This is a genomic window from Cohnella rhizosphaerae (genome assembly GCF_029525575.1).
In the GTDB taxonomy this organism is placed as follows: domain Bacteria; phylum Bacillota; class Bacilli; order Paenibacillales; family Paenibacillaceae; genus Cohnella; species Cohnella rhizosphaerae.
This window is the reverse complement of sequence record NZ_JAPDIA010000008.1, coordinates 968,429-994,388: the sequence shown is the minus strand read 5'-3', so window position 1 is coordinate 994,388 and position 25,960 is coordinate 968,429. Positions and strand designations below refer to the sequence as shown.

General features: G+C 55.5%; 31 protein-coding genes and 1 pseudogene. 5 read left to right on the top strand and 27 right to left on the bottom strand.

The features are described from left to right. Positions 1 to 153 precede the first annotated feature (153 nt). The gene (locus OMP40_RS28160) at positions 154 to 1,059 is read right to left on the bottom strand and encodes a helix-turn-helix domain-containing protein (protein ID WP_277536267.1); all 906 of its coding nucleotides are present in this window, start codon (positions 1,057 to 1,059) and stop codon (positions 154 to 156) included. 183 nt (positions 1,060 to 1,242) lie between these two features. On the opposite strand from OMP40_RS28160, the gene OMP40_RS28155 reads away from it, so the two are divergent. Next, the gene (locus tag OMP40_RS28155) at positions 1,243 to 2,076 is read left to right on the top strand and encodes a phytanoyl-CoA dioxygenase family protein (RefSeq protein ID WP_277536265.1); all 834 of its coding nucleotides are present in this window, start codon (positions 1,243 to 1,245) and stop codon (positions 2,074 to 2,076) included. An 85-nt stretch (positions 2,077 to 2,161) separates the two neighbouring features. Here OMP40_RS28155 and OMP40_RS28150 read toward each other — a convergent pair whose 3' ends face one another. The 3 genes from OMP40_RS28150 to OMP40_RS28140 form a co-directional block, all read right to left on the bottom strand. Continuing rightward, positions 2,162 to 2,350: a dihydrofolate reductase family protein gene (locus tag OMP40_RS28150; RefSeq protein WP_277536263.1), complete on the bottom strand. Its 189-nt coding sequence runs from the start codon at positions 2,348 to 2,350 to the stop codon at positions 2,162 to 2,164. Beyond that, positions 2,340 to 2,759: a dihydrofolate reductase family protein gene (locus tag OMP40_RS28145; protein WP_277536261.1), complete on the bottom strand. Its 420-nt coding sequence runs from the start codon at positions 2,757 to 2,759 to the stop codon at positions 2,340 to 2,342. The genes OMP40_RS28150 and OMP40_RS28145 overlap by 11 nt, the downstream gene beginning before the upstream one ends. 63 nt (positions 2,760 to 2,822) lie before the next feature. Further along, positions 2,823 to 3,449, bottom strand: coding sequence for a helix-turn-helix domain-containing protein (locus tag OMP40_RS28140; protein ID WP_277536260.1), 627 nt, complete (start codon positions 3,447 to 3,449; stop codon positions 2,823 to 2,825). A gap of 313 nt (positions 3,450 to 3,762) precedes the next feature. On the opposite strand from OMP40_RS28140, the gene OMP40_RS28135 reads away from it, so the two are divergent. Beyond that, entirely contained in the window at positions 3,763 to 4,815 is a 1,053-nt protein-coding gene (locus OMP40_RS28135) for a Gfo/Idh/MocA family protein (protein ID WP_277536257.1), read from the top strand. A gap of 167 nt (positions 4,816 to 4,982) precedes the next feature. Here OMP40_RS28135 and OMP40_RS28130 read toward each other — a convergent pair whose 3' ends face one another. Together OMP40_RS28130 and OMP40_RS28125 are read right to left on the bottom strand one after the other, a co-directional pair. Then, positions 4,983 to 5,360 (bottom strand): VOC family protein, encoded by a 378-nt coding sequence (locus tag OMP40_RS28130; RefSeq protein WP_277536256.1) that lies wholly within the window; start codon positions 5,358 to 5,360, stop codon positions 4,983 to 4,985. Between the two features lie 85 nt (positions 5,361 to 5,445). Then, complete coding sequence (locus OMP40_RS28125) at positions 5,446 to 6,264, bottom strand: helix-turn-helix transcriptional regulator (protein WP_277536255.1); 819 nt, start codon at positions 6,262 to 6,264, stop codon at positions 5,446 to 5,448. 310 nt (positions 6,265 to 6,574) lie between these two features. On the opposite strand from OMP40_RS28125, the gene OMP40_RS28120 reads away from it, so the two are divergent. Further along, positions 6,575 to 7,084 (top strand): discoidin domain-containing protein, encoded by a 510-nt coding sequence (locus OMP40_RS28120; protein ID WP_277536254.1) that lies wholly within the window; start codon positions 6,575 to 6,577, stop codon positions 7,082 to 7,084. Between the two features lie 140 nt (positions 7,085 to 7,224). Here OMP40_RS28120 and gap read toward each other — a convergent pair. The 4 genes and pseudogenes from gap to OMP40_RS28100 form a co-directional block, all read right to left on the bottom strand. Then, positions 7,225 to 8,296: pseudogene (gap, locus tag OMP40_RS28115) on the bottom strand (type I glyceraldehyde-3-phosphate dehydrogenase). Between the two features lie 314 nt (positions 8,297 to 8,610). Beyond that, positions 8,611 to 8,832 carry a helix-turn-helix domain-containing protein gene (locus OMP40_RS28110; RefSeq protein ID WP_277536253.1) on the bottom strand — a complete coding sequence of 74 codons (222 nt, stop codon included), beginning with the start codon at positions 8,830 to 8,832 and terminating at the stop codon, positions 8,611 to 8,613. Continuing rightward, entirely contained in the window at positions 8,816 to 9,028 is a 213-nt protein-coding gene (locus OMP40_RS28105; RefSeq protein WP_277536251.1) for a hypothetical protein, read from the bottom strand. Before OMP40_RS28105 ends, OMP40_RS28110 begins: the two co-directional genes overlap by 17 nt. Then, the gene (locus OMP40_RS28100) at positions 9,025 to 9,477 is read right to left on the bottom strand and encodes a cupin domain-containing protein (RefSeq protein ID WP_277536249.1); all 453 of its coding nucleotides are present in this window, start codon (positions 9,475 to 9,477) and stop codon (positions 9,025 to 9,027) included. The genes OMP40_RS28105 and OMP40_RS28100 overlap by 4 nt, the downstream gene beginning before the upstream one ends. 120 nt (positions 9,478 to 9,597) lie before the next feature. Between OMP40_RS28100 and OMP40_RS28095 the strand changes: the two genes are divergently transcribed. Further along, positions 9,598 to 10,545, top strand: coding sequence for a phytanoyl-CoA dioxygenase family protein (locus OMP40_RS28095; protein WP_277536247.1), 948 nt, complete (start codon positions 9,598 to 9,600; stop codon positions 10,543 to 10,545). Between the two features lie 65 nt (positions 10,546 to 10,610). On the opposite strand, the gene OMP40_RS28090 is transcribed toward OMP40_RS28095, so the two are convergent. The 13 genes from OMP40_RS28090 to OMP40_RS28030 form a co-directional block, all read right to left on the bottom strand. After that, positions 10,611 to 10,766 (bottom strand): hypothetical protein, encoded by a 156-nt coding sequence (locus OMP40_RS28090; protein ID WP_277536245.1) that lies wholly within the window; start codon positions 10,764 to 10,766, stop codon positions 10,611 to 10,613. Between the two features lie 31 nt (positions 10,767 to 10,797). Continuing rightward, positions 10,798 to 11,958, bottom strand: a complete 1,161-nt coding sequence (locus OMP40_RS28085) for a mandelate racemase/muconate lactonizing enzyme family protein (RefSeq protein ID WP_277536244.1) — start codon at positions 11,956 to 11,958, stop codon at positions 10,798 to 10,800. A 43-nt stretch (positions 11,959 to 12,001) separates the two neighbouring features. After that, positions 12,002 to 12,145 carry a hypothetical protein gene (locus tag OMP40_RS28080; RefSeq protein ID WP_277536242.1) on the bottom strand — a complete coding sequence of 48 codons (144 nt, stop codon included), beginning with the start codon at positions 12,143 to 12,145 and terminating at the stop codon, positions 12,002 to 12,004. Further along, positions 12,138 to 13,478, bottom strand: coding sequence for a hypothetical protein (locus tag OMP40_RS28075; RefSeq protein WP_277536239.1), 1,341 nt, complete (start codon positions 13,476 to 13,478; stop codon positions 12,138 to 12,140). The genes OMP40_RS28080 and OMP40_RS28075 overlap by 8 nt, the downstream gene beginning before the upstream one ends. A 188-nt stretch (positions 13,479 to 13,666) precedes the next feature. After that, positions 13,667 to 14,062, bottom strand: coding sequence for a DUF2961 domain-containing protein (locus OMP40_RS28070; RefSeq protein ID WP_277538073.1), 396 nt, complete (start codon positions 14,060 to 14,062; stop codon positions 13,667 to 13,669). Beyond that, positions 13,953 to 14,762 (bottom strand): glycoside hydrolase family 172 protein, encoded by an 810-nt coding sequence (locus OMP40_RS28065; RefSeq protein ID WP_277536238.1) that lies wholly within the window; start codon positions 14,760 to 14,762, stop codon positions 13,953 to 13,955. The genes OMP40_RS28070 and OMP40_RS28065 overlap by 110 nt, the downstream gene beginning before the upstream one ends. A gap of 44 nt (positions 14,763 to 14,806) precedes the next feature. Next, complete coding sequence (locus OMP40_RS28060; RefSeq protein ID WP_277536237.1) at positions 14,807 to 15,508, bottom strand: PIG-L deacetylase family protein; 702 nt, start codon at positions 15,506 to 15,508, stop codon at positions 14,807 to 14,809. Positions 15,509 to 15,533: 25 nt separating this feature from the next. Then, positions 15,534 to 16,934: a glycoside hydrolase family 32 protein gene (locus tag OMP40_RS28055; protein ID WP_277536236.1), complete on the bottom strand. Its 1,401-nt coding sequence runs from the start codon at positions 16,932 to 16,934 to the stop codon at positions 15,534 to 15,536. Beyond that, on the bottom strand, positions 16,915 to 17,145 hold the full coding sequence (locus tag OMP40_RS28050; protein WP_277536235.1) for a hypothetical protein: 231 nt from the start codon (positions 17,143 to 17,145) through the stop codon (positions 16,915 to 16,917). The genes OMP40_RS28055 and OMP40_RS28050 overlap by 20 nt, the downstream gene beginning before the upstream one ends. 26 nt (positions 17,146 to 17,171) lie before the next feature. Continuing rightward, entirely contained in the window at positions 17,172 to 18,158 is a 987-nt protein-coding gene (locus OMP40_RS28045; RefSeq protein WP_277536233.1) for an SGNH/GDSL hydrolase family protein, read from the bottom strand. Next, positions 18,109 to 18,831: a hypothetical protein gene (locus OMP40_RS28040; RefSeq protein WP_277536232.1), complete on the bottom strand. Its 723-nt coding sequence runs from the start codon at positions 18,829 to 18,831 to the stop codon at positions 18,109 to 18,111. The genes OMP40_RS28045 and OMP40_RS28040 overlap by 50 nt, the downstream gene beginning before the upstream one ends. Before the next feature lie 26 nt (positions 18,832 to 18,857). Then, positions 18,858 to 20,987, bottom strand: a complete 2,130-nt coding sequence (locus OMP40_RS28035) for an alpha-galactosidase (RefSeq protein WP_277536230.1) — start codon at positions 20,985 to 20,987, stop codon at positions 18,858 to 18,860. A gap of 100 nt (positions 20,988 to 21,087) precedes the next feature. Then, positions 21,088 to 22,650: a type 2 periplasmic-binding domain-containing protein gene (locus tag OMP40_RS28030; protein ID WP_277536229.1), complete on the bottom strand. Its 1,563-nt coding sequence runs from the start codon at positions 22,648 to 22,650 to the stop codon at positions 21,088 to 21,090. Between OMP40_RS28030 and OMP40_RS28025 the strand changes: the two genes are divergently transcribed. Further along, the gene (locus tag OMP40_RS28025) at positions 22,619 to 22,903 is read left to right on the top strand and encodes a hypothetical protein (RefSeq protein WP_277536227.1); all 285 of its coding nucleotides are present in this window, start codon (positions 22,619 to 22,621) and stop codon (positions 22,901 to 22,903) included. The genes OMP40_RS28030 and OMP40_RS28025 overlap by 32 nt on opposite strands. Before the next feature lie 72 nt (positions 22,904 to 22,975). Here OMP40_RS28025 and OMP40_RS28020 read toward each other — a convergent pair whose 3' ends face one another. The 4 genes from OMP40_RS28020 to OMP40_RS28005 form a co-directional block, all read right to left on the bottom strand. Beyond that, on the bottom strand, positions 22,976 to 24,088 hold the full coding sequence (locus OMP40_RS28020; protein WP_277536225.1) for a carbohydrate ABC transporter permease: 1,113 nt from the start codon (positions 24,086 to 24,088) through the stop codon (positions 22,976 to 22,978). Further along, entirely contained in the window at positions 24,048 to 24,542 is a 495-nt protein-coding gene (locus tag OMP40_RS28015) for an ABC transporter permease subunit (RefSeq protein WP_277536223.1), read from the bottom strand. Before OMP40_RS28015 ends, OMP40_RS28020 begins: the two co-directional genes overlap by 41 nt. Before the next feature lie 393 nt (positions 24,543 to 24,935). Next, complete coding sequence (locus tag OMP40_RS28010; protein WP_277536221.1) at positions 24,936 to 25,232, bottom strand: sensor histidine kinase; 297 nt, start codon at positions 25,230 to 25,232, stop codon at positions 24,936 to 24,938. Further along, positions 25,183 to 25,908: a sensor histidine kinase gene (locus OMP40_RS28005; RefSeq protein ID WP_277536219.1), complete on the bottom strand. Its 726-nt coding sequence runs from the start codon at positions 25,906 to 25,908 to the stop codon at positions 25,183 to 25,185. Before OMP40_RS28005 ends, OMP40_RS28010 begins: the two co-directional genes overlap by 50 nt. Between the last annotated feature and the right edge of the window lie 52 nt (positions 25,909 to 25,960).

Genomic DNA, 25,960 nt, shown 5'->3' with positions numbered 1-25,960 from the left:
CGACGACATTTCGTAACGACGAACAAGAACAGAAAAAAATTTCGTTATTTTTATTGCATCTTGCATCCCTCGCTTTCGCCCGTTCTTATGTCCGTTGCCGATAAGAAAAGACCGCTCTTTGACAGCGGCACTCCTAATGTCTCGGTTGTTCATTCATTGACCGGATACTTCGTCCGCAATTCGCTTCTGCTCGCTCCGATAGCGGCCCGGCGGCATGCTCAGCTTCCTGCGGAAGCTTTTGGAAAAGTGGTGCACGTCGGCAAAGCCGCAGTACAAGGCAATTTGCTCCTGGGACAGATCCGTATTGCGCAGCAAATCGCAGGCATGGGCGATGCGCATATCGAGCAAATACTGATGCGGCGTAACGCCGTATTGCGCCTTGAACACATCGTTGAACCGGGACGGCGACAGGTTGGCGCGATTGGCCATATCCTCGATGCCGATGTTCTGATCCAGGTGCAAAGAGAAATAGGAAGTAATCCAATTGAGCGTCAACTGAGGGGTGCGCAGCGATGGCCGGTCGGCTAAATGCTGTTCCAGCAGCATGATCGCCAATTCGGTCATCCCGGACTGCGCGCGAAGCTGCATCACCGGATCTCGATACTGCCAGTGCTCGACGACCTGCAGGAACTTGTCCCTGAACTTCGAAGCGGTACGAAGCTGTAGCTTGGCAGGGATGCTCACGCCCAGCAGCTCGTCAAGACGAGGCTGCAGCAGGTGCAGATATGACGTGAGCACGGTTTGTCCCGCTTTTGTCGGAAAGCTGTTTTCCCGCTCCGGGTGATAGAACAGATCGAAGTGTGCGAACGGCGTAACCGTGTTGCTGAGACCTTCCAGCACAGTCGTGCTGTTCGGTTGGATTAGACAAAAGTCTCCTTGTTCGAGCAAATAAGCCTTGCCGTCCACCCAAAACCGGCAGCGTCCGTTCTGAACGTATACCAGCAAATAATCGAGCAGCCGTCGTTCCGCCAAATGCCAAGGCGTGCGCACGGCGAAGTCGCATTGGCGAATATAAGGAACGATAGGATGGCGGGCGATAAAGTCGGCTAAATTTTGCATGGGCGGCTCCTTCGGCGATCCATGTTTCCTGAATTATAACAGATTGCTTCGCGCTCTAATCAGGTGTTTTTGACAAAACACTCGTTTGGATTTACAAAGCCCTTTTGAGCGATGAGAGATAAAATGAAAGCGATTCAAGGAATTAAGCGAAATCTACTCAAACGACTTCAGGAGGTAACGTCCATGAGCAAATTGTACGAATCGTCGTCGGATCTGAACGCGGAATATTCGTTGTCGGCCGAGCAGGTCGCCAGCTATCAGGAGAATGGCCACATTTATTTGAAAAACGTCGCAAGCGCGGAAGAAATTGCGGAGTACGAGCCTATCATTTCGGATTGGGTCATGAAGCTGAATTATCACGATAAGCCTGTATCGGAACGCGATACGTACGGCAAGGCCTTCATTCAAATCGGCAACCTGTGGGAAAAAAGCGAGGCATGCAGACGGTTCACGCTGGCGCGGCGATTCGCCAAGATCGCCGCGGAGCTGATGGGCGTGGACGGCGTTCGTATCTATCACGACCAGGCGTTGTTCAAGGAGCCTGGCGGCGGTCATACGCCTTGGCATCAGGATCAAATTTACTGGCCGTTGGATACGGACAAGACGATCACGATGTGGATGCCGCTCGTACCGATTCCGCAGGAAGTGGGTACGATGACGTTCGCATCCGGTACGCATCGCCTGGGCTATGTGAACAGGCAGGAGATTTCGGACGAGTCGCATAAGACGCTGGCGCAGTATATCGAAGCCAAGCGGTTCCCGACGGTCAATTACGGCGCGATGACCGCCGGCGATGCGACATTCCATTCCGGCTGGACGATGCACTCGGCCCCGGGCAATCCGACCGATCATATGCGGAAGGTCATGACGGTCATTTACTATGCGGACGGCACGCGCGTAGCCGAGCCCGACAGCAAAGCCAGAGAAAGCGACCTGCGAAGTTGGCTGACTGGCTGCAAGCCGGGCGACCTTGCAGCCGGTCCGCTCAACCCGCTTGTTTACGTTAATAAGAGCTAACTCATTTTTCCGAATAACGGGCAAAAAGCAACCGGGGCAACTCCTACGCCGTTTCGGTTGCTTTTTGGCTTCTAAGTTCAACGGGTTAATAACTCCCCGTTGCAATTGCGCCTGCGCGCTCATAATTTACGACGATAACGCCGTTCGAGGCGACCGCGCTGTCGGCCAGCATGAATGCCGCCGGGATCGCGCCGCCGGCGAACAGCCGTTTCCCGCCGCCGAGCGTAATGGGATAGATGATGAGCCAGAATACGTCGATCAAATCATGCTTCATCAGCGTCTGAACGAGTTCGCCGCTCCCCCCAAACGCGCAGGTCCGGTCCATCCTGCTGCTTGATTTTTGCGATTTTATCTACAAGATTGCCGTTTAAAAATTCATAAGGCCCCCATTCGCCCGATGTCATCGTGTTCGAGGCGACATACTTCGTGGCTTGGTTGGCATTGGGCCATACATCCGCGTGCCGCGGCCAATACGGCGCCCATATTTCATACGTTTTGCGTCCTAACAACAGATCGAAAGGCGCATTCATTTGCTTGCGCAGGCGTGTACTCACCGTCTCATTGCCATAAGGTGCCGTCCACCCGCCAAATGCAAAACCGCCGCTGGCATCCTCGTCCGGTCCGCCCGGGGCTTGAATGACGCCGTCAAGGGAGATATGTTCATGCACAATCAATTTTCGCATACTCGCTTTCCTCCTGCATCGTTATGTGTTCTCCTTTAAATAGACGTGCGACAATGGCCTTATTCATCGGAGTGGCAAGCGCGAATTAATCCATTGAAGCGGACTTAATCCCGTAACGGCTTTGAATACGCGAGAGAAATAATACGGGTCTTCGAATCCGACCTGCGAGGCGACGAACTTTACGGACAGCTCATCGCTGTATACTTTCTCGAATAATCGCTTGGCAGATTCGATTCGCAACGCAGTCAAATACTGAATCGGCGTCTTGCCCGTTTCTTTCTTGAACGTCCGCCGCAAATAATCGGTCGTTACGGGAAATTGCGCCATACAACGGTTCAGCTTGAAATTGACGTTGGCGATATTGCCGACAAGCGCTTCCTCCAACTTCTCCACGTATTCGCTTTTTTGCTGCCTGGCCGTCAGCGACATCGTATAAGCGTAAACGGTTGCAAGAATTTGCTCTGTAAGCGCTCTCCAGCGCGTGCGTTTCAATTGAAATTCTTTGTACAGCATCCCCAGCAGGACTCCGATATCGCCCGAAGGCGTATCCTTAAGCGCAATGACCGGTTCTCTTGCCGGCAAATCAAATTCAGACACGGTGAAATAAATATTGCGATAGCCGTTTTCGGAATGCTCGCTGTGCGCTGTGCCCGGCGGAAGACAGAACAGATCGCCGGGCTCGAAGGGCATGTCCCCCCTCATCCAGCCGCAGAATCCCCTTTTGCTCCGTGAAGTATAAAATTTCCCATACCGCATGGGAATGCCGCGGCGCAGTAATGGTCGTGATCGGGGTTAAGCCGGCGCCAATCAGATTTCTCATCGCTCTGATCTCCTTTAACGTTCCGGTGCGCTGGACCGGTCAGGTCTTTTTTTATCCATCCATTGGACTGAAACCTGCATTCCCTATCCGACGCCGTCCTCTTACGATGTATAGGAGAGGAAAAACGAACGAATGACACCGAATTTGCATCCCATAATAAAATCCGGCGGAGGAGCTGTATTAGTGGAACAGAAAGTGTTGAAAATCGGCCTTATCGGTCTGGGAGAAGTTGCGCAAGTGATCCATCTGCCCGTGCTTGAGCTTTATCCCGAATGCTTTCGCATAAGCGCGATCTGCGATATTTCTCCCAAGCTGGTGGAAAGCATCGGTCGGAAATATCGTGTCGACAACCTGTATACCGACGCGCACGAGCTCGTTCGTCAGCCCGACCTGGACGTCGTATTCGTGCTAAACAGCAATGAGTATCATGCGGAATGCGCCATAGCCGCTGCCGACGCTGGAAAACATGTGCTGATCGAAAAACCGATGTGCTTGACCCGATCCGAAGCCGAAGCTATCGTCGAGGCTCGGGACCGCAACAATGTACTTATCATGGTCGGCTATATGCGGCGATATGCCGCTCCGTTCGTACAAGCCGTTCAGGAAATCAAGCAAATCGACCGCATCCATTACGCGCGCGTTCGCGATATTATCGGACCGAACAGCAAGTTCATCAACCCCGTCAGCCGCGTACTTCGCTTCGACGACGTTCCGGCTTCATCGGCGGCAGACCGCAGAGAGCGCAGCGATGCCTTGATGCTTGAAGCCGTGGGAGAAAAACACGATGGCCGTTATGCTTCCTTATACGGCTTCCTCTGCGGCCTGTCAAGTCACGATTTATCGTCGATGCGGGAAGCGATCGGCATGCCGGTTGGCGTCGTCGGCGCCAACCGGTCCAAAAACGGGAATTTCCTTAACGTCATTTTCGATTACGAGTCATTTACCGTCACCTTCGAGACCGGGGTCGATGATCAGGGACGCTTCGATGCCCATATTGAAGTCTACGGCGCCAACAAATCGGTAAAAGTTCAATATAATACGCCATATATTCGTCATCTGCCAACCCTCCTTCATATTACGGAATCGGGCGACGAGCATTTTGCGGTCAAAGCGCAGCGTCCGACGTTTAAGGATCCATACAGGCTTCAGTTGGAGCATCTATACGATGCCGTCACGCAGGGGACTGCGCCTAAAACGACTCCCGAGGATTATATGGAGGACTTAAAGCTTTTTTAGCATGATTGTAGAAGCGGTTCGCCGATATGAGCAGCAAGCCGAGCGCTAAGGCGACAAAGGAAACGCGGTGCGACAAGGAGAGGCCGCGGTGGTCGTATACAAAAAAGCCGATGCACGAAAGCGTGCAATCGGCTTGGCACCGCAATCTTTATTTTCAAAAATAATCGTTAAGCGACGAGACTGATCAAGTTGTCGTCGGGGTCCTTTACGATCGCATACCGTTCGCCCCACGGCGTATCCCGCGGCTCGAGGCAGCCCTCGTGTCCAAGGGCCGTCAACTGAAGATATACGTCGTCGAGCGCTTCGCGACTGGAGAGCTGAAAGGCCAGCTCGGTCCGATTGCCGATAGGCGTATTCCAGCCTTCAATTATTCGTTTTACCGATTCCACCAGGTCGAATGCAAAAACGATGCCATCTTGCTCCACATCTACATGATGCGCTTCGTCGGCGTCGTCTGGAATGGTAAGCCCAAGCGCGCGATAAAAATCCAATGCTCGCTTCATTTGTTCCACGTAAATGCCGACTCGCTTCAGCCTTGCCGCCATACTGCCAGCTCCTCTCGATTTGCTTGCTGTTCACCCCCATTGTAGCGATTGTCCCGCGATCGCAACTAGTAAAAAACGGACTTCTTCACGCCTGCCTGGTCAGACGTTTGAGCGGCAACCCATAATAACGCATAAACGCGCTGGAGAAATGAGACTGATCGTAATATCCGTGCTGCAGCGCAAGGTCGGTCAAGCTGGCATAATCGCCGCTGTATAGCTCCTCCAGCACGCTTTGAAAGCGCACGATGCCCAGCATCTCCTTTGGACTGACGCCAAGCTCCCGATCAAAAGCCCGCCTTAGATGCCGCTCGCTGAAGTTCACTTTGTCCGCCAAATCCGTGACGGCAAGATTGCCCTTCGAATCGTATATATACTTCATGCTCTGATACACTAAAGCGTGCGCGGTCGGCTCGGCCGCAGCCAGGATTCGGTTCAATTGCCGCTCGACGACTTCGATCCTTTCTTGAACCGATTTGGCGACCAGCAGCTTTTCGACCCAATCCAGCCCCTCCTGCCCCCAGAGATCTTCTATATATACGCGCTGTGACTTGATTGCCGACAGGGGCGCCTTGAGAATCGCGCGCGCGCTTTCCGAATAAAGGCGAATGCCCCACACGGAACGCGCCTTTGTAAACTGGAGCACTTCAACTTGCGTTTCCAGCCCTACGACGTAAGCGGCCTGCCGGCTCGCGGGCGCCAGCAGATCCACGATAATATCGACGCAGCCGTCGGGAATGACGCGGTGTCCCGGATTGCCCGGTACCGGCTTGAAATCCACCGTCCAATAGGCGACCACATGCGACGACAGGCCGCGACTCGGCACGAACTCACGGAAGCTGTGCGAGCGGCGATGCTGATGCGGTTGTAATTGAGGCGCATGAAGAGGACGATAAGAATGCGGCATCTGCGTTTCTCCCTCCTGTTGCTGCTTACCTGATCGATTTTATCGTAGATACGCATGTTTAACTACATTTTAACCGATGACCGCTCGATAGGTGCAAAATTACAATAGTTATAGACATTCTCATGTTCCTCCATCTTTAGTATTGTATAGTCGAAAGGCGAACGGACCGCAAAAGGCGGGAAAACGGGAGGCGATGTCATTCTCGGGTGCCGTGTATATCGGAACGACAACTGGAACTGAAACGCGGGCATCGCAGTTAAAAAGCTTTGGGTCTTAATATCTTCTTGCGCCAAGGAGGCCGATCATGTCCATGCGTAATTCAATTCTGAAGAAGAGATCGTCGATCGCGTTAATGCTCACGCTATTGCTTGCCGTTTCGCAGCTGGGGTTTCATGCGGGCAGCGCCTCCGCTTCTTACAATCTGGCTTTGGGCAGCTATGTATGGGCCAGCAGCGGAGCCGGTCCGTCCAACGCCGTAGACGGCGTACAGAGTACCTTCTGGCAGCCGAATTACGGCGCGGCGGGCTGGATTACGGTCGATCTCGGCAGCGTGCAATCGGTCAATCAGATCGTCCTGAAAACCCCGACTTACGGACACTTCGTCGAAGCGGTAACGATTCAGACGAGCAATTCGACGGATGACGGCAGCTTTACGACGCAATCGACCAGCACGCAAGCTTTTTACACGGGGAACGGCTACATGGTCACCATCAATCTGCCGAGCGCCGTCAGCACGCGATACGTTCGCGTAAACCTCGCGCCGGTCAGCGGCGGCGGCACCGCAACCATGCTCGGCGAGCTCGAGATATACGGACCGTGAACCGCGATCGCAGGTATGCGTCGCACCTCCGCAGCAGGCACCCTCGGCCAAGCCTGCGATCCTGATCGGACAGTCAAAAGAAGAGCAGCCCGCGGGCTGCTCTTCTTTGACGTACCGTGATTTTTCCGAATCGCAGGCGCTTAAACAAGTTCGGAGCGGGCCGCAGCGACCGCATCGACAGCGTCTTCCCTTTGCTCCGTTGTCCGGTCCGAACCTGCCGCCGCGATTAAAAATGCCGCATCCACGACGCGCGATGCGTAACCCCATTCGTTGTCGTACCAAACGAGCAGCTTCAGTTCGTTTTCGTCCGTTTGCAAGCTTAGACCGTCTACGATCGCCGAATGCGGGTTGCCTATGTAATCGGCGGATACGAGGGGAAGCTCGCTGTATGCGAGAATGCCGCGCAGTTCGCCTTCGGCGGCGCGAACGAAAACATCGCGTATCTCCGAAGGCTTGGCTGCGGACCGCAGCCGAAGCACGAGGTCCACCAGCGATACGTCTTGGACCGGCACGCGAATGGATATCCCGTGGATTCGGTCGGCAAGATGCGGCAAAACCCTTTTTTAACGCTTTGCCGACGCCTGTGCTCGTCGGGATGATCGAATTCGTACACGCGCGAGCCCTCCGCAAATCCTTGTGCGAATTGTCCAAATGATTCTGATCGTTCGTGAACGCGTGAACGGTAGACATCCAGCCTTTTTCAACGCCGAACGCTTGATCGAGCGCATGCAGCACCGGCGCCAGACAGTTCGTCGTGCAAGACGCAGCCGACAAGATGCGGTGCCGTTCGGCATCAAAGCCGCTTTCATTGACCCCCATCAGCAACGTATAGTCCGCTTGATCCGCCGGCGCCGTCAGCAATACGCGATTCGCGCCCGCAGTCAGATGTTTGGAAGCGCCGATGCGATTGTTGAAGCGACCGGTAGCATCGATGGCCAGACCTATGTCCAACGCGCGCCACGGGAGTTTTTCCGGATCCTTCTCGGAGACGATCGCGATCTTCCTGCCATTGATCGCCAGTTCTCCCTCGGCAATCCGAATGTCCGCATCCCAGGTGCCGTGAACGGTATCGTACTTTAACAAATGTGCCAGCGCTTCGGCGGAGCCGGTCGTATTGATCGCCGCAAGTTCTGCTTTCCCAGGTGGACGATTCATTAAACTTCGAACAACAAGTCTACCGATTCTGCCGGTCCCGCTAAGTCCGATTTTCATGCATAGTCCTCTCCCTTCTCTATATAATACATCATAAATAAATCAAAATTGCAATATATGATTCATTTATATTTTAATTATTACGCATATAAATCCGTTTTATTTGCTATATCCGCCCTTTTAATGCGTCATAAATAGGTAAAAGCGAGATTGCCGAATGAGCAACCCCGCTTATCGTCCTCGCTTCTATCCGCGATAACAGCATCCTCACGTTTAAACACCATTCCACCGCAGCCTGTTGAAGATGGCGGAAAACAGCCCCTCCTCGTTGCTTGCTAAAAGCCTGAACGCGGCGCGCCGCGTCCGTCAAGCCGTTACACAAAACGGCTTCTTTTGCGGTATGTTCCGGGCTGCATGCCCGTATGCTTTTTAAACCATTTGCAAAAATGGTGCACGCTGCCGAACTTCATTCGCTCGGCGACCGCGGTGGAGCTCAGCTCCGTTTCCTCGAGCAGCTGACGGGCCGCTTCCAATCTCGCCTGGTTGTGATAGTCGCGCGGAGACTGCCCGAAGCATTGCTTAAATAACCGGGACATATAATCGTGGGTAAAAAGGCAGACCGTCCGTCAGCCATTCGGACCGATAGCTTTCCATCGCGTTGCGCTCCAGGCTTTCCTTGACGCGGACGATTCGCTTGTCCTGCGGCAGCGCACGATCGGGCTGGTCGACGACCCACCGCGCGACTCTGGCCAGCAGCTCGGTGATCAATCCGCTTAACACCATGGCGCTCAACGTCCTGCCCCCCCCCGATATTCCTCGATCAATCGTTCGAAATATGGCAGCGGCCATGCGCCCGTCTCCATCCGCGGAGGAAACGGGACGGGGACTTCGGGGTTCGTTTTTTCGAAGCTGTCCCAATCCACGTTCCGAATCATGCGCAAAACGTCCTCCAAACCAGCATGTCCTTCATACCCGAAGTGCAGTCCATAGAGCACGAGCGGTTCGTCCTCGCTCGAGCGGAACCAATGGGGCTGCCCGGGACCGTAAGTGAACAAACAACCGGCATATACGCGGAAGGACTCGCCGCCGATCCGCGCGCTTCCTTTGCCGCTCTTCACGTACAGCCACTGATAGTCCCCGATGATCCGCGGACCGAAGGATTCGCCCGGCGCGCCGACCCACCGGTTCGCAAAATGAACGACCGGCTTCGCCTTTTCGATCGCTTGAATAAACGTTTCCATCCGCGTGCCCCTCCCCATAAGTTCATACCGGTAAATGACAATGTTGTCCGCTGCCATCTAAATGATTTTACCGATTCGGATGCTATGATAGCAACATTACGAGAGGAGGAGTGTTACACAATGAATCCTGTTTTGGACAATGATCTCAAACCCGTCTCCGGCACCTACGCGGATTCGAGTCCGCTCATCGGCAAGCCCGATCTCCTGCGCGACAGAGCTAACGAAGACGGACTGCTTTTCTTCAAGGGACTTCTCCCGCGTACGCGCGTGCTTGACGTTCGACGGGGCGTCCTGGACATTCTGGACAGCTTCGGGGTGATGGATCGGAACTACCCGCTGATGGAAGGGATGGCAGATATCGAAGCCGTCAACCGCTATACCTCGGAAGAGCTGCAATGGAACGGCGTCGGCGTCACGCTTGAGATGTATCATCGGATTCAGAAGCTCGAAGCCTTTCATGCCTTGGCCCATTCGCCTGAAATCTTGTCGGTGTTCGCCGGCTTGTTCAATGAAGCGCCGTTTCCGCATCCGCGGAACATCGGCCGGATCATGCTGCCGCATCGCGAAACGAAAATCACGCCCTCGCATCAGGACTTCCTGCATATCCAGGGCGCGACCGACACATGGACCTGCTGGATGCCGCTCGGCGACGTATCGAGAGAATTGGGCGGCCTGGCCGTGCTCAAAGGAAGCCATAAGGCCGGCCTGCTCGGCGTATCGAGCAACCCGGGCGCGGGCGGGCTGGAGTCGATCTTGTGCGGTCTCGACTACGACTGGCAGACGGCCGACTACGAGGCCGGAGACGTGCTCGTCTTTCACAGCCATACCGTTCACAAATCGATGCCGAACCGCGTTCCGGGTCAGATTCGGCTATCGTGCGACTATCGCTACCAACCGGCAAGCGCGGTCATCGAGCCGGCATCGCTGAAGCCTCACGGCCCATTCGAATGGGATGAGCTCTACGAAGGCTGGGCAGACGAACGGCTGAAGCATTATTGGGCCGACAACCAATTCCAATTGACCGAATTCGACCATTCGATCCGCTGGCAAAAAGAAAAAATATGCTGATAGAAGCGAAGCTGCGCGCCGGATTGTCGGCGTCGCAGCTTCTGTCTTCCTATCAGTCGGCTTATCTATTCAATCCCCTCTTCCGCCGGGATACCGGTCCTGAAACCAGTGATACCGCGCGTCGGTCCGAAGCGGCTTCCCGTCTTGGGACGGGGCGCCTCGATGCCGCACGGGTTGTGCAAATATTCCGTTTTGAGATTCGTCGGAACGACGTCGCTCATGCTATCCCCTCCACTGGGGATACGCGAGGCCCTAGAGCAATTGGCCGATTCGCGGCTGGAACTGCGGGTCCTGCGGATCGTAGAACACCATCTCGCGCTCGAAGTTCGCGCCGAAGCGATCCAGCTTCGCGACGTCCAGATCGATGCCGAAGCCGGGGCGGTCCGGAACGGCGATTTTCCCGTCGTTAAAGACGAGCTCCTCGCGCAGCAGATCGCCCTTCATGAACTTCAGGTGGGTGTCGTTCGCGAACGGGAAATTCCGCGAGGAGGCGATCATATGCATGTTGCCGAGCGTGCCGATGCCCGTCTCCGCCCAGCTCCCCGTGGCGCACCAGACGCCCGCGTGATTGGCGAGATCGACGATCTGCCTCGCCTTGAGGATGCCGCCCGCTTCGGACGGGTAGACGAGGAAGCAGGCGCACGCCCGTTTGTCGATCAGCCGCAGCGCGTCCTCGTACGTGGCGCAGCCTTCGTCCGCGATGATCGGCACGTCGACGGCGCGGGCGACGGCGGCCATGCCGTCCACGTCGTCATAACGCGTCGGCTGCTCGACCATTTGCAGATCGTACTTCTCCATTTTGCGGATCGCCTTGATGGCGGTCGGCACGCTCCAGTTCTGGTTGGCGTCGATGCGGATCTTCATCTTCGGTCCGACCGCTTCGCGCACGGCCTTGACCCGCTTCGTATCCAGGTCGATGTCGCGTCCGACCTTGAGCTTCAGCTCCGTATAGCCGGCTGCCGCGAATTTGCGCGCTTCTTCGGCGTTCGCTTCGGGCGAATCGATGAAAATATAACCGGAGAAGGCGACCTCCTGCTTCACCTTGCCGCCCAGCAGGTTGTAGACCGGCGTATTCAAAATCTTGCCGCGCAGGTCGAGCAGCGCCATCTCGATGCCGGCCAGGCCATAGTTGCCGATTTGCTTCCAGTTGACGCAATATTCCTCGAGCCGGTGGAGGATCGACTCCAGCTCCATCGGATCGCGGCCGACGACGAACGGCGCGAACTCCTTGTCCACGACGGATTGAATAACCGGGATCGTCGGTCCGACCGATTCCCCGATGCCGATCAAACCTTCGTCCGTCTCGATCTGCACGATAAGCGACGGCGCGCTGTACCGGGTGCCTCCGGACCACTTTTCTCCCTTGAAAAAGGGGATTTTTACGGCTTTCGTATGCACGGCGACGATTTTCATGGCAATAACCTCCTAAGTTAGTTGAAACGGCAGCGCTGCCCGATCAAAGGGCGATCGCCGTATCGTAAGTCGTCAATGCGCCCGCGCTGTCCAGGATCGCAAACGACAAGGGCGCGAGCTGAACGGGATAATGGCGGTCCGCCCACTGGATCGTCCCCTGATTTTCCGATTCGAGCAGGTTAAACAAAAGACATTTGCCGTTGTCCTTGAGCCATATCAAGCCGATCAGGGCACCCTCGGCGAGCCTTGGGAAATCGCAGGCGCCTTGAGCCGCCAGCCGCTGCAGCGAGGCGATCTGTCCGGCGGATGGCCTGGCGGACGCTTCCTCCTCCCAAAAAGCGACAGATGTATCGGCCAGCTGCAAACGCTTTAAAATGTCCTCGTTCTTTTTCGCCGCCGTCTGGTCGAATATGACTTTTTTTGTATTTGGACAGCTGCGCCTGCCACTCCTCGCCCAGCCTGTAGTCCCCGAAAAACAGCAGCAGCGCCCCGCCTTCGCCGCTCTGGTCCGCCCGAACGGCCTTGGCCGGCAATCCGGCCAGCAACGGCAGGCTCGTCGGAACGAACGCCTCCGCGTAGGCGCCATGCGTGCCATAGGCGAGATGCACCGGGTAGGCTCTGCGCGCGTCAGCGGTCGCCCGGTAGAGTTCGCGCAATACGGGAAGCGCGTCGGCGATCGCCCGCCAATAGCGCTCGTCCAGCACCCAGGTGCCGCTCATGAAGAGCACGTTCTCGAGACCGGCCGCTATGGCCAGCTTCGCTTTGTAGACCAGGTTGTGTTCCTTTAAAGCGCGCGGCGGAAAAATCGTCGATTCGCTGTAGGCGTATTTTTTGTCGATAAAGCTCAAGTGGTACAAAATGCCGAGCAGCTCTTCCGCTTTTGCGTGCGGACTCGCGAATCGCTCGTCGTTGAATTGATATTCTCCGACGCGGAACAACGCGTGGGGCATTTGATCGCGAATCGAAGGAATATCGATCCCGTGCCGCTCGTCGCCGAAATGCATCACCATAATCCCCGGCTGCACCCCTTCGATATCCGTCGCCTTCACCACGTCCGTCACTTTTACGCATTGGAACGCCACCCAATCCTGCATGACCGCCGCATCCCGCTTCTGCGTCACATGGAGGAGCAGCGACTCCCTTGTCTCCCGGCGACCGAAGGTCTCGTTGAATTCCTGGATGCAAGCGTCGCAGTAACAGCCCTCTATAAATTCGTTGAAGTTGCCGGCCCGCAGATCGTCGTCCAGGAAGACCTCCTTGAAGCCCGCCTCGCGCAGCAGCTTGGCGGCCTTGCCGTTGTCTTCGATCAGACAGCGATCGATCGCTCCGCAGTAGTAGACGGTTTGGCCTTGGCTATCGACCCGGTAGTGCCAGTGCTTGGGAATCTCGAGATCCAGGTCGGGATCGTCCGGATTCAGCGCGTTGCCGGGGTGCCCGATCGGGATCGTCACCGCGCCGACTTCGAGGCCGTGCCCCTCCGCGAACGCTTTGGCCTCCTTCAACTGCTCGATATCGACCATCTTGCCGGAAAAAAAAGCCTGCGATCCAAATTTTTTCGATGCCGGCGTTTTTCATGTTCGCCACCAATCGTTCTCGCGTCGACGCGTTCAGCAGCGGCTCGTGCGCCATGCTATATTGCAGCTTCATCTATGAAGCTCCTCCCCGTTATAGGATGTTCGATGCCCCGAACCTGCCGTTTTTTCGCCCATCATATCAAGTTCACGTCCCGCGCCTCCCGGTCCGGAAGCGGCGGGAATGCCGCGTGAGGTTCCGACTGGTACCAAAACGCCGTGGAGGCTACGTCGTCCTGCAGGTGCATATATTTTTGTTTGTCTTCCGCGTTCACCTGCCAGCCTAGCGGCTGAACGGTCGCCTTAAAGTCTTGCCCGAAAAAAACGGGGTCGCGAATATGCCAGCGATACAAGCCGTGCCGCATGGAGGCCGACATAAAACCGTCGGGTTTGATGAGTTGAGGGTAGCCGAGATAAGGGGCGCTATAGGTCTCGTAAGCCTTTCGGTCGTTCGCGAAAAAGCCCCACGCCCCGCCGAAATAATCCTCCAGGCCCGTACCGCAATACGTCGGGAACGTCGTGTCCCCGTCGATATAAAACTTGACCTCGCCCTCCCCCCCACCAGCGGTTGTGGCGCTGCCCCCATGCCAGGTAGACGCCCGCGAACCGTCCTTTGCCGGCGATGCCGTCCACGATCGTGTAGGCTTCGCCGCACGGGACCGGATTTTTCCTGCGCCATTGCGCATGGAAATAGGCACTGTCTTGCGGGACGTCCGCGAGCGCATAGTCGATCTGGTAGAACAGCATGTCGAGATCGACAAGACGCGTGTTTTCGACCGTAATGCGCGCGGAGCGGCGAAAGGGCATCGGCCAGTAGCAGTTGAAGCCGCCGAGCGGGTTGACGTTGACAGGCTCGGACACCACGTTGACCGGCACGCCCCAGCCGTTGCAGAAGAAATCGCCATACGGCACCTCGACCGAAGGCGCCGCTTCGCCGTCCCAGTAAAAGCGAAGTACGAGATCGCGATAAAACGGCTCGCCGACAAGTGTCGTCCAAAGGTGCGTGACGATACCGGGACCCCGGATGTCCGCCAGCACGACCGTCTCTCCGGCTTTGACCGTAATATAAGGCTGCGCTTTCCAACCAATGCCCATGTCCGAGGCGGGTCCGTCCGGACTCGGCAGCGCCATCGCGCCCTTGCCCTTCTCCCCGGTCGGATTCTCGGCGGAGATCGAGCGGGATACGGCATTCGAAGCTTGAAAGATCGTGGACAGATCGAACGATATGCTCATCGTTAACCTCCGGTCATCTTGTTCGTGGATAGCGCGCGGTCGCCCTACGGAAGCAGGTGCGGACGCCCCGGGACCGGGAACATGGGCAAGCTGCGAAAGCCTTCGGCATATTTGAAGCCCGGCGCTACCCCGCGCATCGAGGCGACTCGGGCCATGTTCGCGACGATATCGGCGCCGTACACATGCTGCATCCAGACGTCCTGGCTTTCGTGGCATTTGAGCATCCGCGACTTGACCTCGAACGTTTCGGTAATATCGACGTAGGCCTCGGGCTGAAAATCCACGGCGCCGACGTTCTCGTACAAAAAAACGTGCGGCACGTTCGCCATCGCCGGATATTCCGTGACGATGAGCGGCACGGTCACCGGGATGCGGCAATCGATCGATATTTCCGAACAGACGCGATGATCCGGGTGGTAATCGTTGGGACTATGCACGAACATGACGTCCGGATTCGCCCTGCGGATGGCGTTGATGAAGGTCATTCTGGATTCGCGGTCATGGAACAAAAACTCGTCGTCGTAATCCAGCCAGATCAACTCAGCCCCGATGACGTCCGCTGCGGCCTGCGCCTCTTTTTTGCGCACGGCCGCGATTTCTTCCTTGCTCAGCGACGGCGAGCCGACGTTCCCGTTGGTCGCCACCATGATCGTCACTTCGTCCCCGCGCGCCGCATACTTCGCCAACGTGCCGCCTACGCAGCATTCCACATCGTCCGGATGGGCGCCGATAGCCAATATTCTCATTTGTATTTCACTCCTTGTGCTCTGCTTAGCAGGGATTCGAGGGCATCATTTCCCATACGTCGATCGTCTCGAAGGAAGCGGTGCCTCCCTCGCAGAACAGATAGACGCCCGTGCTGTCCGCTCTCTCCGGATACACCCGTCTTGCGATCGCTTGGCGCTCGTTCGCGAAAATCTCGATCACGCCTTTATCGATATAAATCGCTAATTCCAGCCGTTCGGACGCTTGCAACGCAAAAGGCGCGGCTTCCCTCACCTTCCAGCCGCCATCGCCGCTGCGCGTCGAATCGAAGACGAGCGTCTTCGATTCGGCATCGTAATAGAGCAGCGTCGCCTCCGCGCCGTCCGGAGATGCGCGTACCTGAAGACCGACCCTGCCGGCCGTTCCCGGCGCGATCGTCAGCCGAAGCTCGCAAGACTCGCCGTCGATGCCGTCAAGCGAGAACTTTTCTCCGGCGCACAGCGCGACAGCCGGGAAGCGCTTCGCGTTATACCGCAGCAAGGCCAGCTCGTCGACCGGCGCCATCCGCAGCGTCCCGTCGGCGCCTAACCAAAGGGAGCGCGGCAGGCTGTACACGCCCGACCACCCGAAGCTGGTCTCGTCGTCCAGATTATCGATGAGCCATACCCAGACGATTTGCCGGCCTTTGTCGTCCGTCAACGCTTCCGGCGCGGCGAACGCCCTGTCCGCCCATGTCATGCGTCCGTGGCTTTCCGGCCAGAACCGGTCGTCGCGGTATTCGCCGATATAATATTGGCAGCCTCTGTTATGCGACAGGAAGAGCTGCAGGTACTTGCCGCTCGGCGCCCCGCCCTGCCTGGACAGCGGCAGCGGGAGGAAGCTCGGGCACATGTCGTCCTCGGACTCCTCCGTCCATCGGTTCGAGCGATCCCTTTCGTAAAAGCGGTCTACGTATTCCCACGTCTTCAGATCCGCCGACCGGAATAAATCCGTCCAGTCCCCTCTTGCCTCGAGCGGGGAATCCGCGCTTCTTCCGTAATCGCCGAGCACGCAAAGATTTCCGGTTTGCAAATAATACATGCCGTCTTTTTTCCAGATGTTGCTCGGATCGCAGCTTCCCGCATGCACGAGCTCGCCGTTTTTGCCGACGACCTCCGTAATGCCGTTGGCCGTGCTCTGGATCGCCAGGGAATCGAACTTCTCCCAATGGTCGTAATGTCTGTCCGAGCTCCGTGCGATGCCGACGCCGCCGCCGGTCATCGTCTCCATGTCGATCGCCAAGCTGGAATATGCGAGATAGGCCGTTCCGTCGTCGTCGACGAACGCGCCTCCGCTGAACGCGCCGTTATCTCCCTCGCTCGGGACGATCGCGTCCGGGTGATGCCGCCAATGCACCAGATCGTGGCTCGATATATGTCCCCAGTTAAAGGCGCCGGTCGTGCTCGTATCATTTTGATAAAGGTACATGAGATGATATCTGCCGTTCGCGTAAAAAAGCGCCGTTCGGGTCGCCCGGCAATCCGTAGCCCTCGGGCATGGCAAAGTGATAGCCCGGACGGCGGCGGTCGCCGAGCAGCAGCGTTCTGAATCGCTTGACCGCCCGAATCGATTGGTCCAAATCGTTCTGGTCCAAATCGTTCTGCTCCCTCTCGTTCTGCTCCCTCTCGTTCTGTGCCATCTCCGGCATCTCCCGTCCTTCCATCACTATCGGAGTATTTTTAATATCGCGTTGCTCAGCACCCGATCGAACGCCCCCCAGTTCTGATCGACAAGCCCGTAGGGATGGTTGACCATATTGCCTTTAAGCTCCGTGATGAAGTACTTGCCGTATCGATGAAGATTGCTGAAATAGCCGTACGCGCCGACGAAGGCGAACCGGTATTCGGCTGCCAAGCTTCGGTACAAGTCGTGGTAACGCTGGAAGCTCGCGGACGAGCCGTGCCTGGAAAATAGGGGATTGGCGCCGTTGTTCGTCAGGAGGATGCAAGGAATGCCGGCGTCGCCGATGCTTTGCAAAATAAATCTTGCGGCTTCCTCCGTCTCGTCCGGCCGGCCGTGGCAGACATCGTTGATGAAATATTCCATCACGATCAAGTCGGGCGCGACGCTTAGCACCTCATGGTGGAAGCGATGCCGGCCATGGCGCATTTCCTCTCCGCCGTAGGCGATGACGGAAGTGGAGATGGCCGTCTGCGGGAAGGCTTGCCTGAGCGCGCTCACGACCTGAGCCGGCCATAGACCGTGCCTCGCATTGCTCGCGCCGAAGAATGCGATGCGCACCGGCCGCCCGGAAGCCGCCTTCTCCCTGAAGCCGTCCAGGCTGTCCCGCTGCTCCAGCGGGACGGCGTCCAGCGGATCGCAGCCGTCCAAGGCGTGTCTGCGATCGAAGATCATCTCCGGGTAGACCGTTACCTTGTACGTGCCGGACAGGTCGCCGCCGGCGGGTTCCTTCATAGTCGAGAAATCCAGCGCCAGCCCCCAGCCTACCGGATAACCGTACGCGGTTTGCAGCAGAAGCGGCAGCTTCGAATCGCCAGGGAGCGATCTGGCTTCCGTCCAACGCAACGTGTCCATCGTCAATGCGCGGTTCGTGCCGTAATCTTCTCCCGTCGCCCCGATGCTCGCCAGGAACCGCCCTTCGTCATCGTGCTCCGCATGACGTACCTCGACGACGTAGGTGCGTTCGACCATATCTTCGTATCTGCCCGCGAGTGCCGGCAGTCCATCCGTCGAACGCGCGGCCGTCAAGCGATCCGCGACGATCGCGCTTCCTCCGCCATAGACGCAGGTCTGCCCCCAGCCCGTGAATATATGGGCCAGGACAAACCCCCCGCTCCACCTTCGGCGGCTCGGGCAGCAGCAGCTCGCGGGATTCGGGCGCGTCGCAGTCTCCTTCGACGACGCTTATCGTACCGTCCTCAAGCAGCACGATCGCGTCGTATCGGCATAGCCATACGGCATAATCGATGGACAGCTCTTCGTCGATGGCGATGCCCCCTTGCGGGTTACGCTTGATGGAGCCCCAGTAGCTGTCCTGCGTATAATCGGCTTCCGGTACGTAACGTTTGCTCCGGTCCCTCGCATACACCTGCAGCGAGCCGGGCACCATGCGCTGGTATGGCATTCCCGCGGTGCCGCGAATGTTCTCGCCGTTCCAGCCGCTTGGGGATGCGGCGCCTTCCCCGACGATCCGATAGCGCTGGTCGTTGAACCGCCGTTGTCCGGCCACCCGAATGCATACCGTCGCGGCCTCGGCCAGCTCCACGACGCGGCTGCCCGTCATGATGCGTCCGGGTTCGACGATGACGTTCATGGAGGCCGGCGTCGTAGGCAGGACCGCCAGGCCCGTATAGGTCGTTTTCATGTATGGTCGCTCCCTGTCTCGATTCGCTACTTATTCTTTGTCAGCATTATCATTTGCGAGGTCAAAGCCGTATCCAGCTCGATCTCCAGTCCCTCTCTCGTCAATGCGTAACCGCCGGCCTCGAAGGCGCTCCCCTCCGGCTCGATCCGAACGGTATAGATCGCCTGCTTGTCGAGTCCTTTGAATTTCAGGACGTAGCGGTTTTCCTCCGCGTTGATGAGCCGGAACACGGTCGCGACCGCCTTGGTCCGATCTTCCGATACATACTCCAGCGCAGCCCAGCCGGTGCCGTCGGCGCCGGGGATGACCGGCGTATGATGATATACCTTGGCCGTCCGATGGAACGTCCGAATGAAATTTTTGTAGATGCCGATATATTTTTTCACGCAAGCCATCATGGCGGGACTCGCCGCCGCAAGAGACGGCACGACGCCGCACAGCATCGGATGCGCCATCATGATCGCATGCATGTGGGTGTCCAGATTCCCTTCCATCCCGGGCGTGTAGGATCTGTTGATGAATTCGGGCGGGAGCGCCATGCTCATGCCGTTCAGGATCCGCACCGTGCGCGGCATTTTGAACCAGTCGGAAACCCAGGTCGTCGTAAACCGGCTGACGATGCCGATATCCGTTCGTCCGCCGCCGCTGGCGCAGTTTTCCAGCTGAAGATTCGGATACTTTCTGCCGACCCGCTCGAAAATCTCGTAAATCGCCTCCATATGCCTCCAATGCGTGTTTTCGTTCCGGCCGTCCTTGAGGTTAAAGCCCCCTTCGTGCGAGCTTGAATTGTAGTCCAGACGGAACATGTCCAATTGATATTTGTCGACGAGCCGGACGATTTCGGATTCTACGAAATCCTTCACCTCCGGCTTCGACAGATCGAGCACCCGCGGGAACGTTTGGCCGTACTTCGTTAAGAACCAATCGGGGTGCGCCTGCGCCAGCTTCGATTTCGAGCCGGCCGTTTCGATCTCGACCCACAAGCCGCATTTCAGACCTTTTGCGCGCGCATACGCATACACGGGGTGCAGATCGTTCGGCAGGATGTCGGCGGCGTACCAGTCGCCCGTCGTATTCCCCCAATCGGCTCCCGCCGTCCCGTTGTTGCCGTACCAGCCGGCGTCGATCATGAATAGCTCCGCGCCAAGCTCCGCCGCGATATCGACCTCTGCTTGAAGTCCCGCTTCGCTCATCTCGGGCAGCTTGTAGCCGGGCACCATATATCCGGACTGGTTGTAGATGACGGGCTGCGCGCCGTCGCCCGCCTGTCGGAGCACGGATTGCCGCAAATAGGCGTGGAGGCTTTGGATCGCCGAATCCAGGTCGACGTGGTTCATGCCGAAATGCATGTCGGGCGCCGAGATCGTCTCGCCAGGCGCGATCAATCTGGCCGGAGCCGGCGTCACGGGCAGTACTTCGAAGTTCAGATTGATACGGTTCGGAAGACGGCTGTCGTTAAAATAGTCGGCGAAAAAGGCGGTCTTCCAATTGGACGACCACCCCATCTGGCAAACGAAATAGCCGCCGTTTATGTTGTTGCGCAAAATAAAGAAAGGGCTGCTGTGCCCGCTCATGCCGAAGGTCGAGTTAAAGAAGACGCCGGTGTTGACCGGTACGTCCTGCCAGGCGAATTTGCCCTCGTTCGCCCAATACAAATCTTTAAAGCGTCCGACGGAATAAGGCGAGACGGTGTCGTCCCGCAGATTGTCGGCGACGTTGTCCGTTATGCTCCACAGGCTTCCCTTGAGCGGCGTCACGTTCGTCAGCCCGCAGGTCGTATCGCTAGATAGATTGACGATCTCGACCGATCTTCTGAAGAAGCCGAATCCGCTGCATCGCGTGACGACTTTTAATCCAATCGGCTTTGCGGCATGCTGTAACGTCAACGTGCCGGTCGTGTTCCCGCGTTCGTCCGTAACCGAATCAAAATCGCGAAATTCCCATCCGTAATCCAACGATTCTCCGTCGATCGTCAGATCGAACGAAGGTTTATCCGCGATGTCCGCGTGTTCGTAGATGATGGTGCCATTGTCTTGAAAGCCGCAGAACAGCAATCTTCCGTCCGACAGCTTTTCTGTGTATACCGCCAGCTCCGACTTGTACTGGAAACGCATGCGCGCCAGATCGGCGATAATGGAAGTCGAATTCGTAGACACTTGTTTTCCCTCCCGTACGGCACCCTGAAGGCGCGAGTCAGTAGAAAAGGGACTACCTGTAGGCAGTCCCTTTTCAATTGCGCGCAATCGGCACCCGTTCCTATTCCAGATTGTTCTCTTTGACGAAAGCCTTGGCGTCGTCGATCAGCTTGTGGAATTCGGCATACGCTTTGTCCACGCCCATCGCTTTGAAGTCGTCGATGGCTTTGTTCTGCGCGGCTTCGAAGGCAGCGTCGTCCTTCGCCATGATATATTTCGCAACGTTCGCCAGGAAGTACGTTTCCGCCTTCGTCATCACTTGTTGATTCGGTTGGGACAACTGCTTGACGAATGCAGTGAACGCAAAGTATTTAGAGTCGGTGATGGCTTTTCCTTCTTTAATCAACTTATCGTATACTTGACCGGGATACAGCTCCGCGCCAAATTGCTGGGCCAATTCTTTTTCGGCAGTCGTAACCGTAGCCGGATCGATAACCAGCTTCAGGTCGAGCGGATAGCCGTCTTCTGCCGGCCATGCTTCATGAAGATTGGACAATTTGTTCAGCGTCGTCGTACCTACGCTCTTCAGATAGTCGCTGTATCCAGGATCGGAAGGCTTCGCCATCTTGCCGATCAATTGCGGCTTGCCGTCTACGACATCCCAATCTACGCCCTTGACGCCGGTGAACAGCAATCTTCCGCCTTCGTCGCCGCTAAGGAAATTAAACAACTCCATCGTGCGCTCCGGATACTTGTTGGCTTTCGTAATGGCGCGTGCCGGTCCCAGGAGATTGCCGCCCGGCGCGTCTTTTGGATACAACGCCATGTAGCCGGGGAACGGTCCGGGCAATTGCAGCAATTCCGCATTGGCAACGCCGGTATTGGAGACCAAATCGCTGCCGCCCATCCAGAAGCTTGCCGCCGAGTTATACACTTGGCCGTTGTTTAGCTTGGCGATGTATTGATCGATTTTTTGCGTGAATCCTTCCGGATCGAATATGCCCATGCGGTAAGCTTTGTTGAAAAACTTGATGCCGTTCCAGAATACGCCGTCTTTTTGCAGGAAATTGTCTTGAACGTCGCCATCGACCGCGCCGATGGAAGTATCGTACGACCAGTTGTTATATCCCATGGAGAACGGATAGGAGATCATGTACGGGAACATATCTCCTCCGGCCCATGCCGAGAACGCATAAGCTTTTTTGCCGTCTTTCGTCGTCGGGAACTTATCTTGAATTTCCTTGTTCACTTTCAAGAAATCGTCTTCGTTCGACATCGCCGGCGCGCCGATCGCTTTATACAGATCCCATCTGGTATAGAATCCGGCAAGCGCGCTGCTCAGCGGGACAGGATTGTCGCTGGCTTTATTCACCCGAACGGGCAGGAAATAAACTTTTCCCGTATTGTTGCTTGCCGACGCCTTCATGATTTCCAGCGCTTGCGGGGTATTCTTCTTGATATTCGGGCCGTACTTATCGATCAGATCGTCCAACGGAATCACTTGACCGCTCTGAATCAAAGAGTCCACCAGGTCCGAGATTCCGGCAGTCGAAAGAACGTCGGGCAAGTCTCCGCCGGCAACCAGCGTTTTCGCTTTAACGGCGTCGCCGGTAATCAAATCCAGCGTAATTCCCAGTTTTTCCTGAATGACCTTGGCGATCGACGAATTCCAAACGCCGTTCAAGCTCGCATCCGAACCGCCGATGAAAACTTTTAACGTAATCGGATCTCTGGGAAGCCCGGTTCCGGCCGAAGGATCGGCCGCCCCGCTTGATGCGGCCGCTTCGCTCGACGATGGCGCAGCGCTTGAAGCCGGTGCGGACGATGAAGCGTTGTTCGATCCGTTGTTGCCAGAACACGCCGTCATTGCCAGAAGAGACAAGCTGGCAACCATCGCGAGCAAACTCGTTTTCTTTTTCATCCCTGACATCGAATAACCTCCCAATGTGATTGACTTTCAGCTTTATCTATTGATACATGGTTTTCTAGAAAAAACCATCATATCCGAATTAACCTTTCACCGCGCCCAGCATAATGCCCTTGATAAAATTCTTTTGCAAAAACGGATAGACAAGGATGATCGGAAGCACCGAAATGACGGTGATGCTCATCTTGATCGTCTCCGGCGAGAGCTGGAGCTGTCTGCCCGAACCCGAATTGGCCGTCATGGCCGCAAGATCCTGAGACAAGCTTTGCGCTTCGTTCAGATAGCCGTACAGGATGACCTGTATCGTTTGCAGACTGGCTTTTTCGACCAGCAAGTAATTGTCGATCCAGTAATTCCAGCACCCCACCGAAGCATATACGGCTACCGTTGCGATGATGGGCTTGGACAAGGGAAATATAATGCGATTGAAGACGGTCATAAATCCGGCGCCGTCGATCTGGGCCGACTCTTCAAGCGAAGCGGGCAATTGCTCGATATAAGTCTTGACCAGGATGATATAGAAGGCGTTAATGATACCCGGCAGGACGTAAAGCAGGAAGGAATTGCGCAAACCGTACGTTTTCATCGTGATATACCACGGGATCAGACCGGAGTTGAGATACATGGACGATATTACGATGCGATACATGAGTTTGCGGTAAGGCATCGAGTGTTTCGTAAAGAGATAGGAAAGCATGGCCGAGAAATACACGCATAAAACGGTGAATATCACTGTTTTTTCTACCGAAACGAGAAAAGCATGCGGGATCGTATTTAAACTGAATATTTTAATATAAGCGTCGATATTGAAGTTGCCCGGCCATAGATAAATGCCTTTTTGCGCCAATCGCGGTTCGCTGATCGAATAAATAAACACATAATAGAACGGATAGATACAGATAAAGGAGAACAAGGCCATAAATACGTAGTTGAATTTGTCGAAAATCCGTTCGCCCAGCGAATGTTGGTTCTTTATCACAGGATCGACTCCCCCCTTCGTTTTCTTGGAGAGATAGTTGACGGCGAACAACAGCCCGATGCCGAGCAAGGACTTCACCATCCCCAAGACGGTCGCATAGGAGTAGTCGCTGACAGCCCAGCCGACCTGATAGATGAAGTAATCGAGCACGTTTAATTTGTCGGCGACGAGCGGGTTATAAAAGACGAGGAATTGATCGAGCCCGTTGTTCAACAAATTGCTGATCTGCAATAACAGGAGGACAAAAAAAGGTCGGCCCCAGGCCCGGTATCGTGATGTAGCGCATTAAGCCGAATTTGCCCGCGCCGTCGATTCGGGCCGCCTCGTACTGCTCGCTGTCGATCCCGGCGATCGCGGCCATGTAGATGATCATCGTCCAGCCGATCGTCTTCCAAACATAAAGCCCGGCCTGGAAAAACCAGGCGGCACCGTTGTTGCCCATGATTCCGATAACCGGAACGTCGAAATGCAGATTTCTTAAGAGGGTGTAATAGAGGCCATCGCTTGAAAAAACGGCGAACGTAAGAGAAAATACGACGATCCAGCTTATAAAATTAGGCAGCGTGGTCACGGTCTGAATAAATCGTTTGTACTTGCTGTGCTTAATTTCATTGATCATGACGGCCGCGATCAACGGCAACGGCGTAACCAGGATCAGGAGAAGACTCATCGCCAACGTATTTTTGAGGACCCGGTAAATTTCGCTTCGTTCGTTGTAGATCTTAACGAAATTATCGAAGCCTACGAACTTCAGCTGCGAGAAACTTAACGCCGGATTGTAGTTGTAAAAAGAATAGATCCAGCCGAATAACGGTACAAAATAAAAAAGCGATGACGTAAATCATAAACGGCATGGCGATGAGGAAGTATTTCCACCCGATTCTATTCTTTTTTTGATCGCATCGTTTCGTTCTCCTTGGATTGAATTGGTCTCTATTTGGTCTCTATATTGATTATAGAAAACGTTTGCAGGCATAAAAATGAACGATCTATTGAAATACACAACAAACCTGCGCGACTCGCGCGGCGTGTTTGCCGGCGCGCCGTAAAAGTTGTATTTTCTTTACGTTTGTTGCACTTTTGGGATCGTGAATTTCAATTCGGTTCCCGCCTGCTGTTCGCTATGAATGACGATGCCATGACGGTCGCCGAAGTGAAGCTGGATTCTGCGATTCGTATTGTATAGGCCGATACCCTTCTTTTCTGAAGCGGGTTCGCTGCGGCCATGGACGAGAGATTCCCTTACCTCCTGCAGCTTCGCTTCGGACATGCCTTCGCCATTATCGGATAGCGTCCAGACAATTTCGTTGTTATTTTCCTCGGCCGTAATCGTAATCGTACCGCCGTTGCGATTTTTCAAACCGTGCGTAATCGCGTTTTCGACCAAGGGCTGGAGCAGAAAACGGAGACACTGGCGGTCCATCACTTTCGAGGAAATGTTTTTTTTGGAGTTTTACGCCGCCCGCCATGCGATAATTCATAATCTTGATATAGTTTTCGATATAATCGATCTCTTCGCGAATGTTGCAGAGCATGCCTTGTTTAAACATCGGCTGCAAATAATCGCCTAACGTCGCGATGCTCTCGACGATATTGTCCGCCTTGACCATGATGGCCATCCATTTGATCGTATTTAACGTGTTGTAGAAAAAGTGGGGGTTGATCTGCGACTGCAGCGCGCCGATCTCGATCGTCCGCTTTTCTTCCTGAATGGATTCCTTCTGCTCGATCAGTTCTTGAATATTCCGGGACATTTTATTGAATTGCGCGATGAGAATCCCGAGTTCGTTTTTTAGATCCAGCTCCAGCGTGAGTCCCAGATTGCCTTGCCCCATCCTTCTGACGACGGTCGTCAGACTGTTAAGCGGCCTCGTTATTCTGCGGATCCAATATTTCGAGAGAATGGCCGCCGATGCCAAACTGAAAATAAACATCGTCACGACGATGAGTCTCAAGGTCAAAATATCCCGGATGAATAAACTTACGGGAATTTCGTTGACCAGGATCCAATCCAACGCGTTAATCCGATACGACATGATTTGTTTGCCTTTTCTTTCTTCGCTGGCAAACTTGTCGCTTATGCGCGCA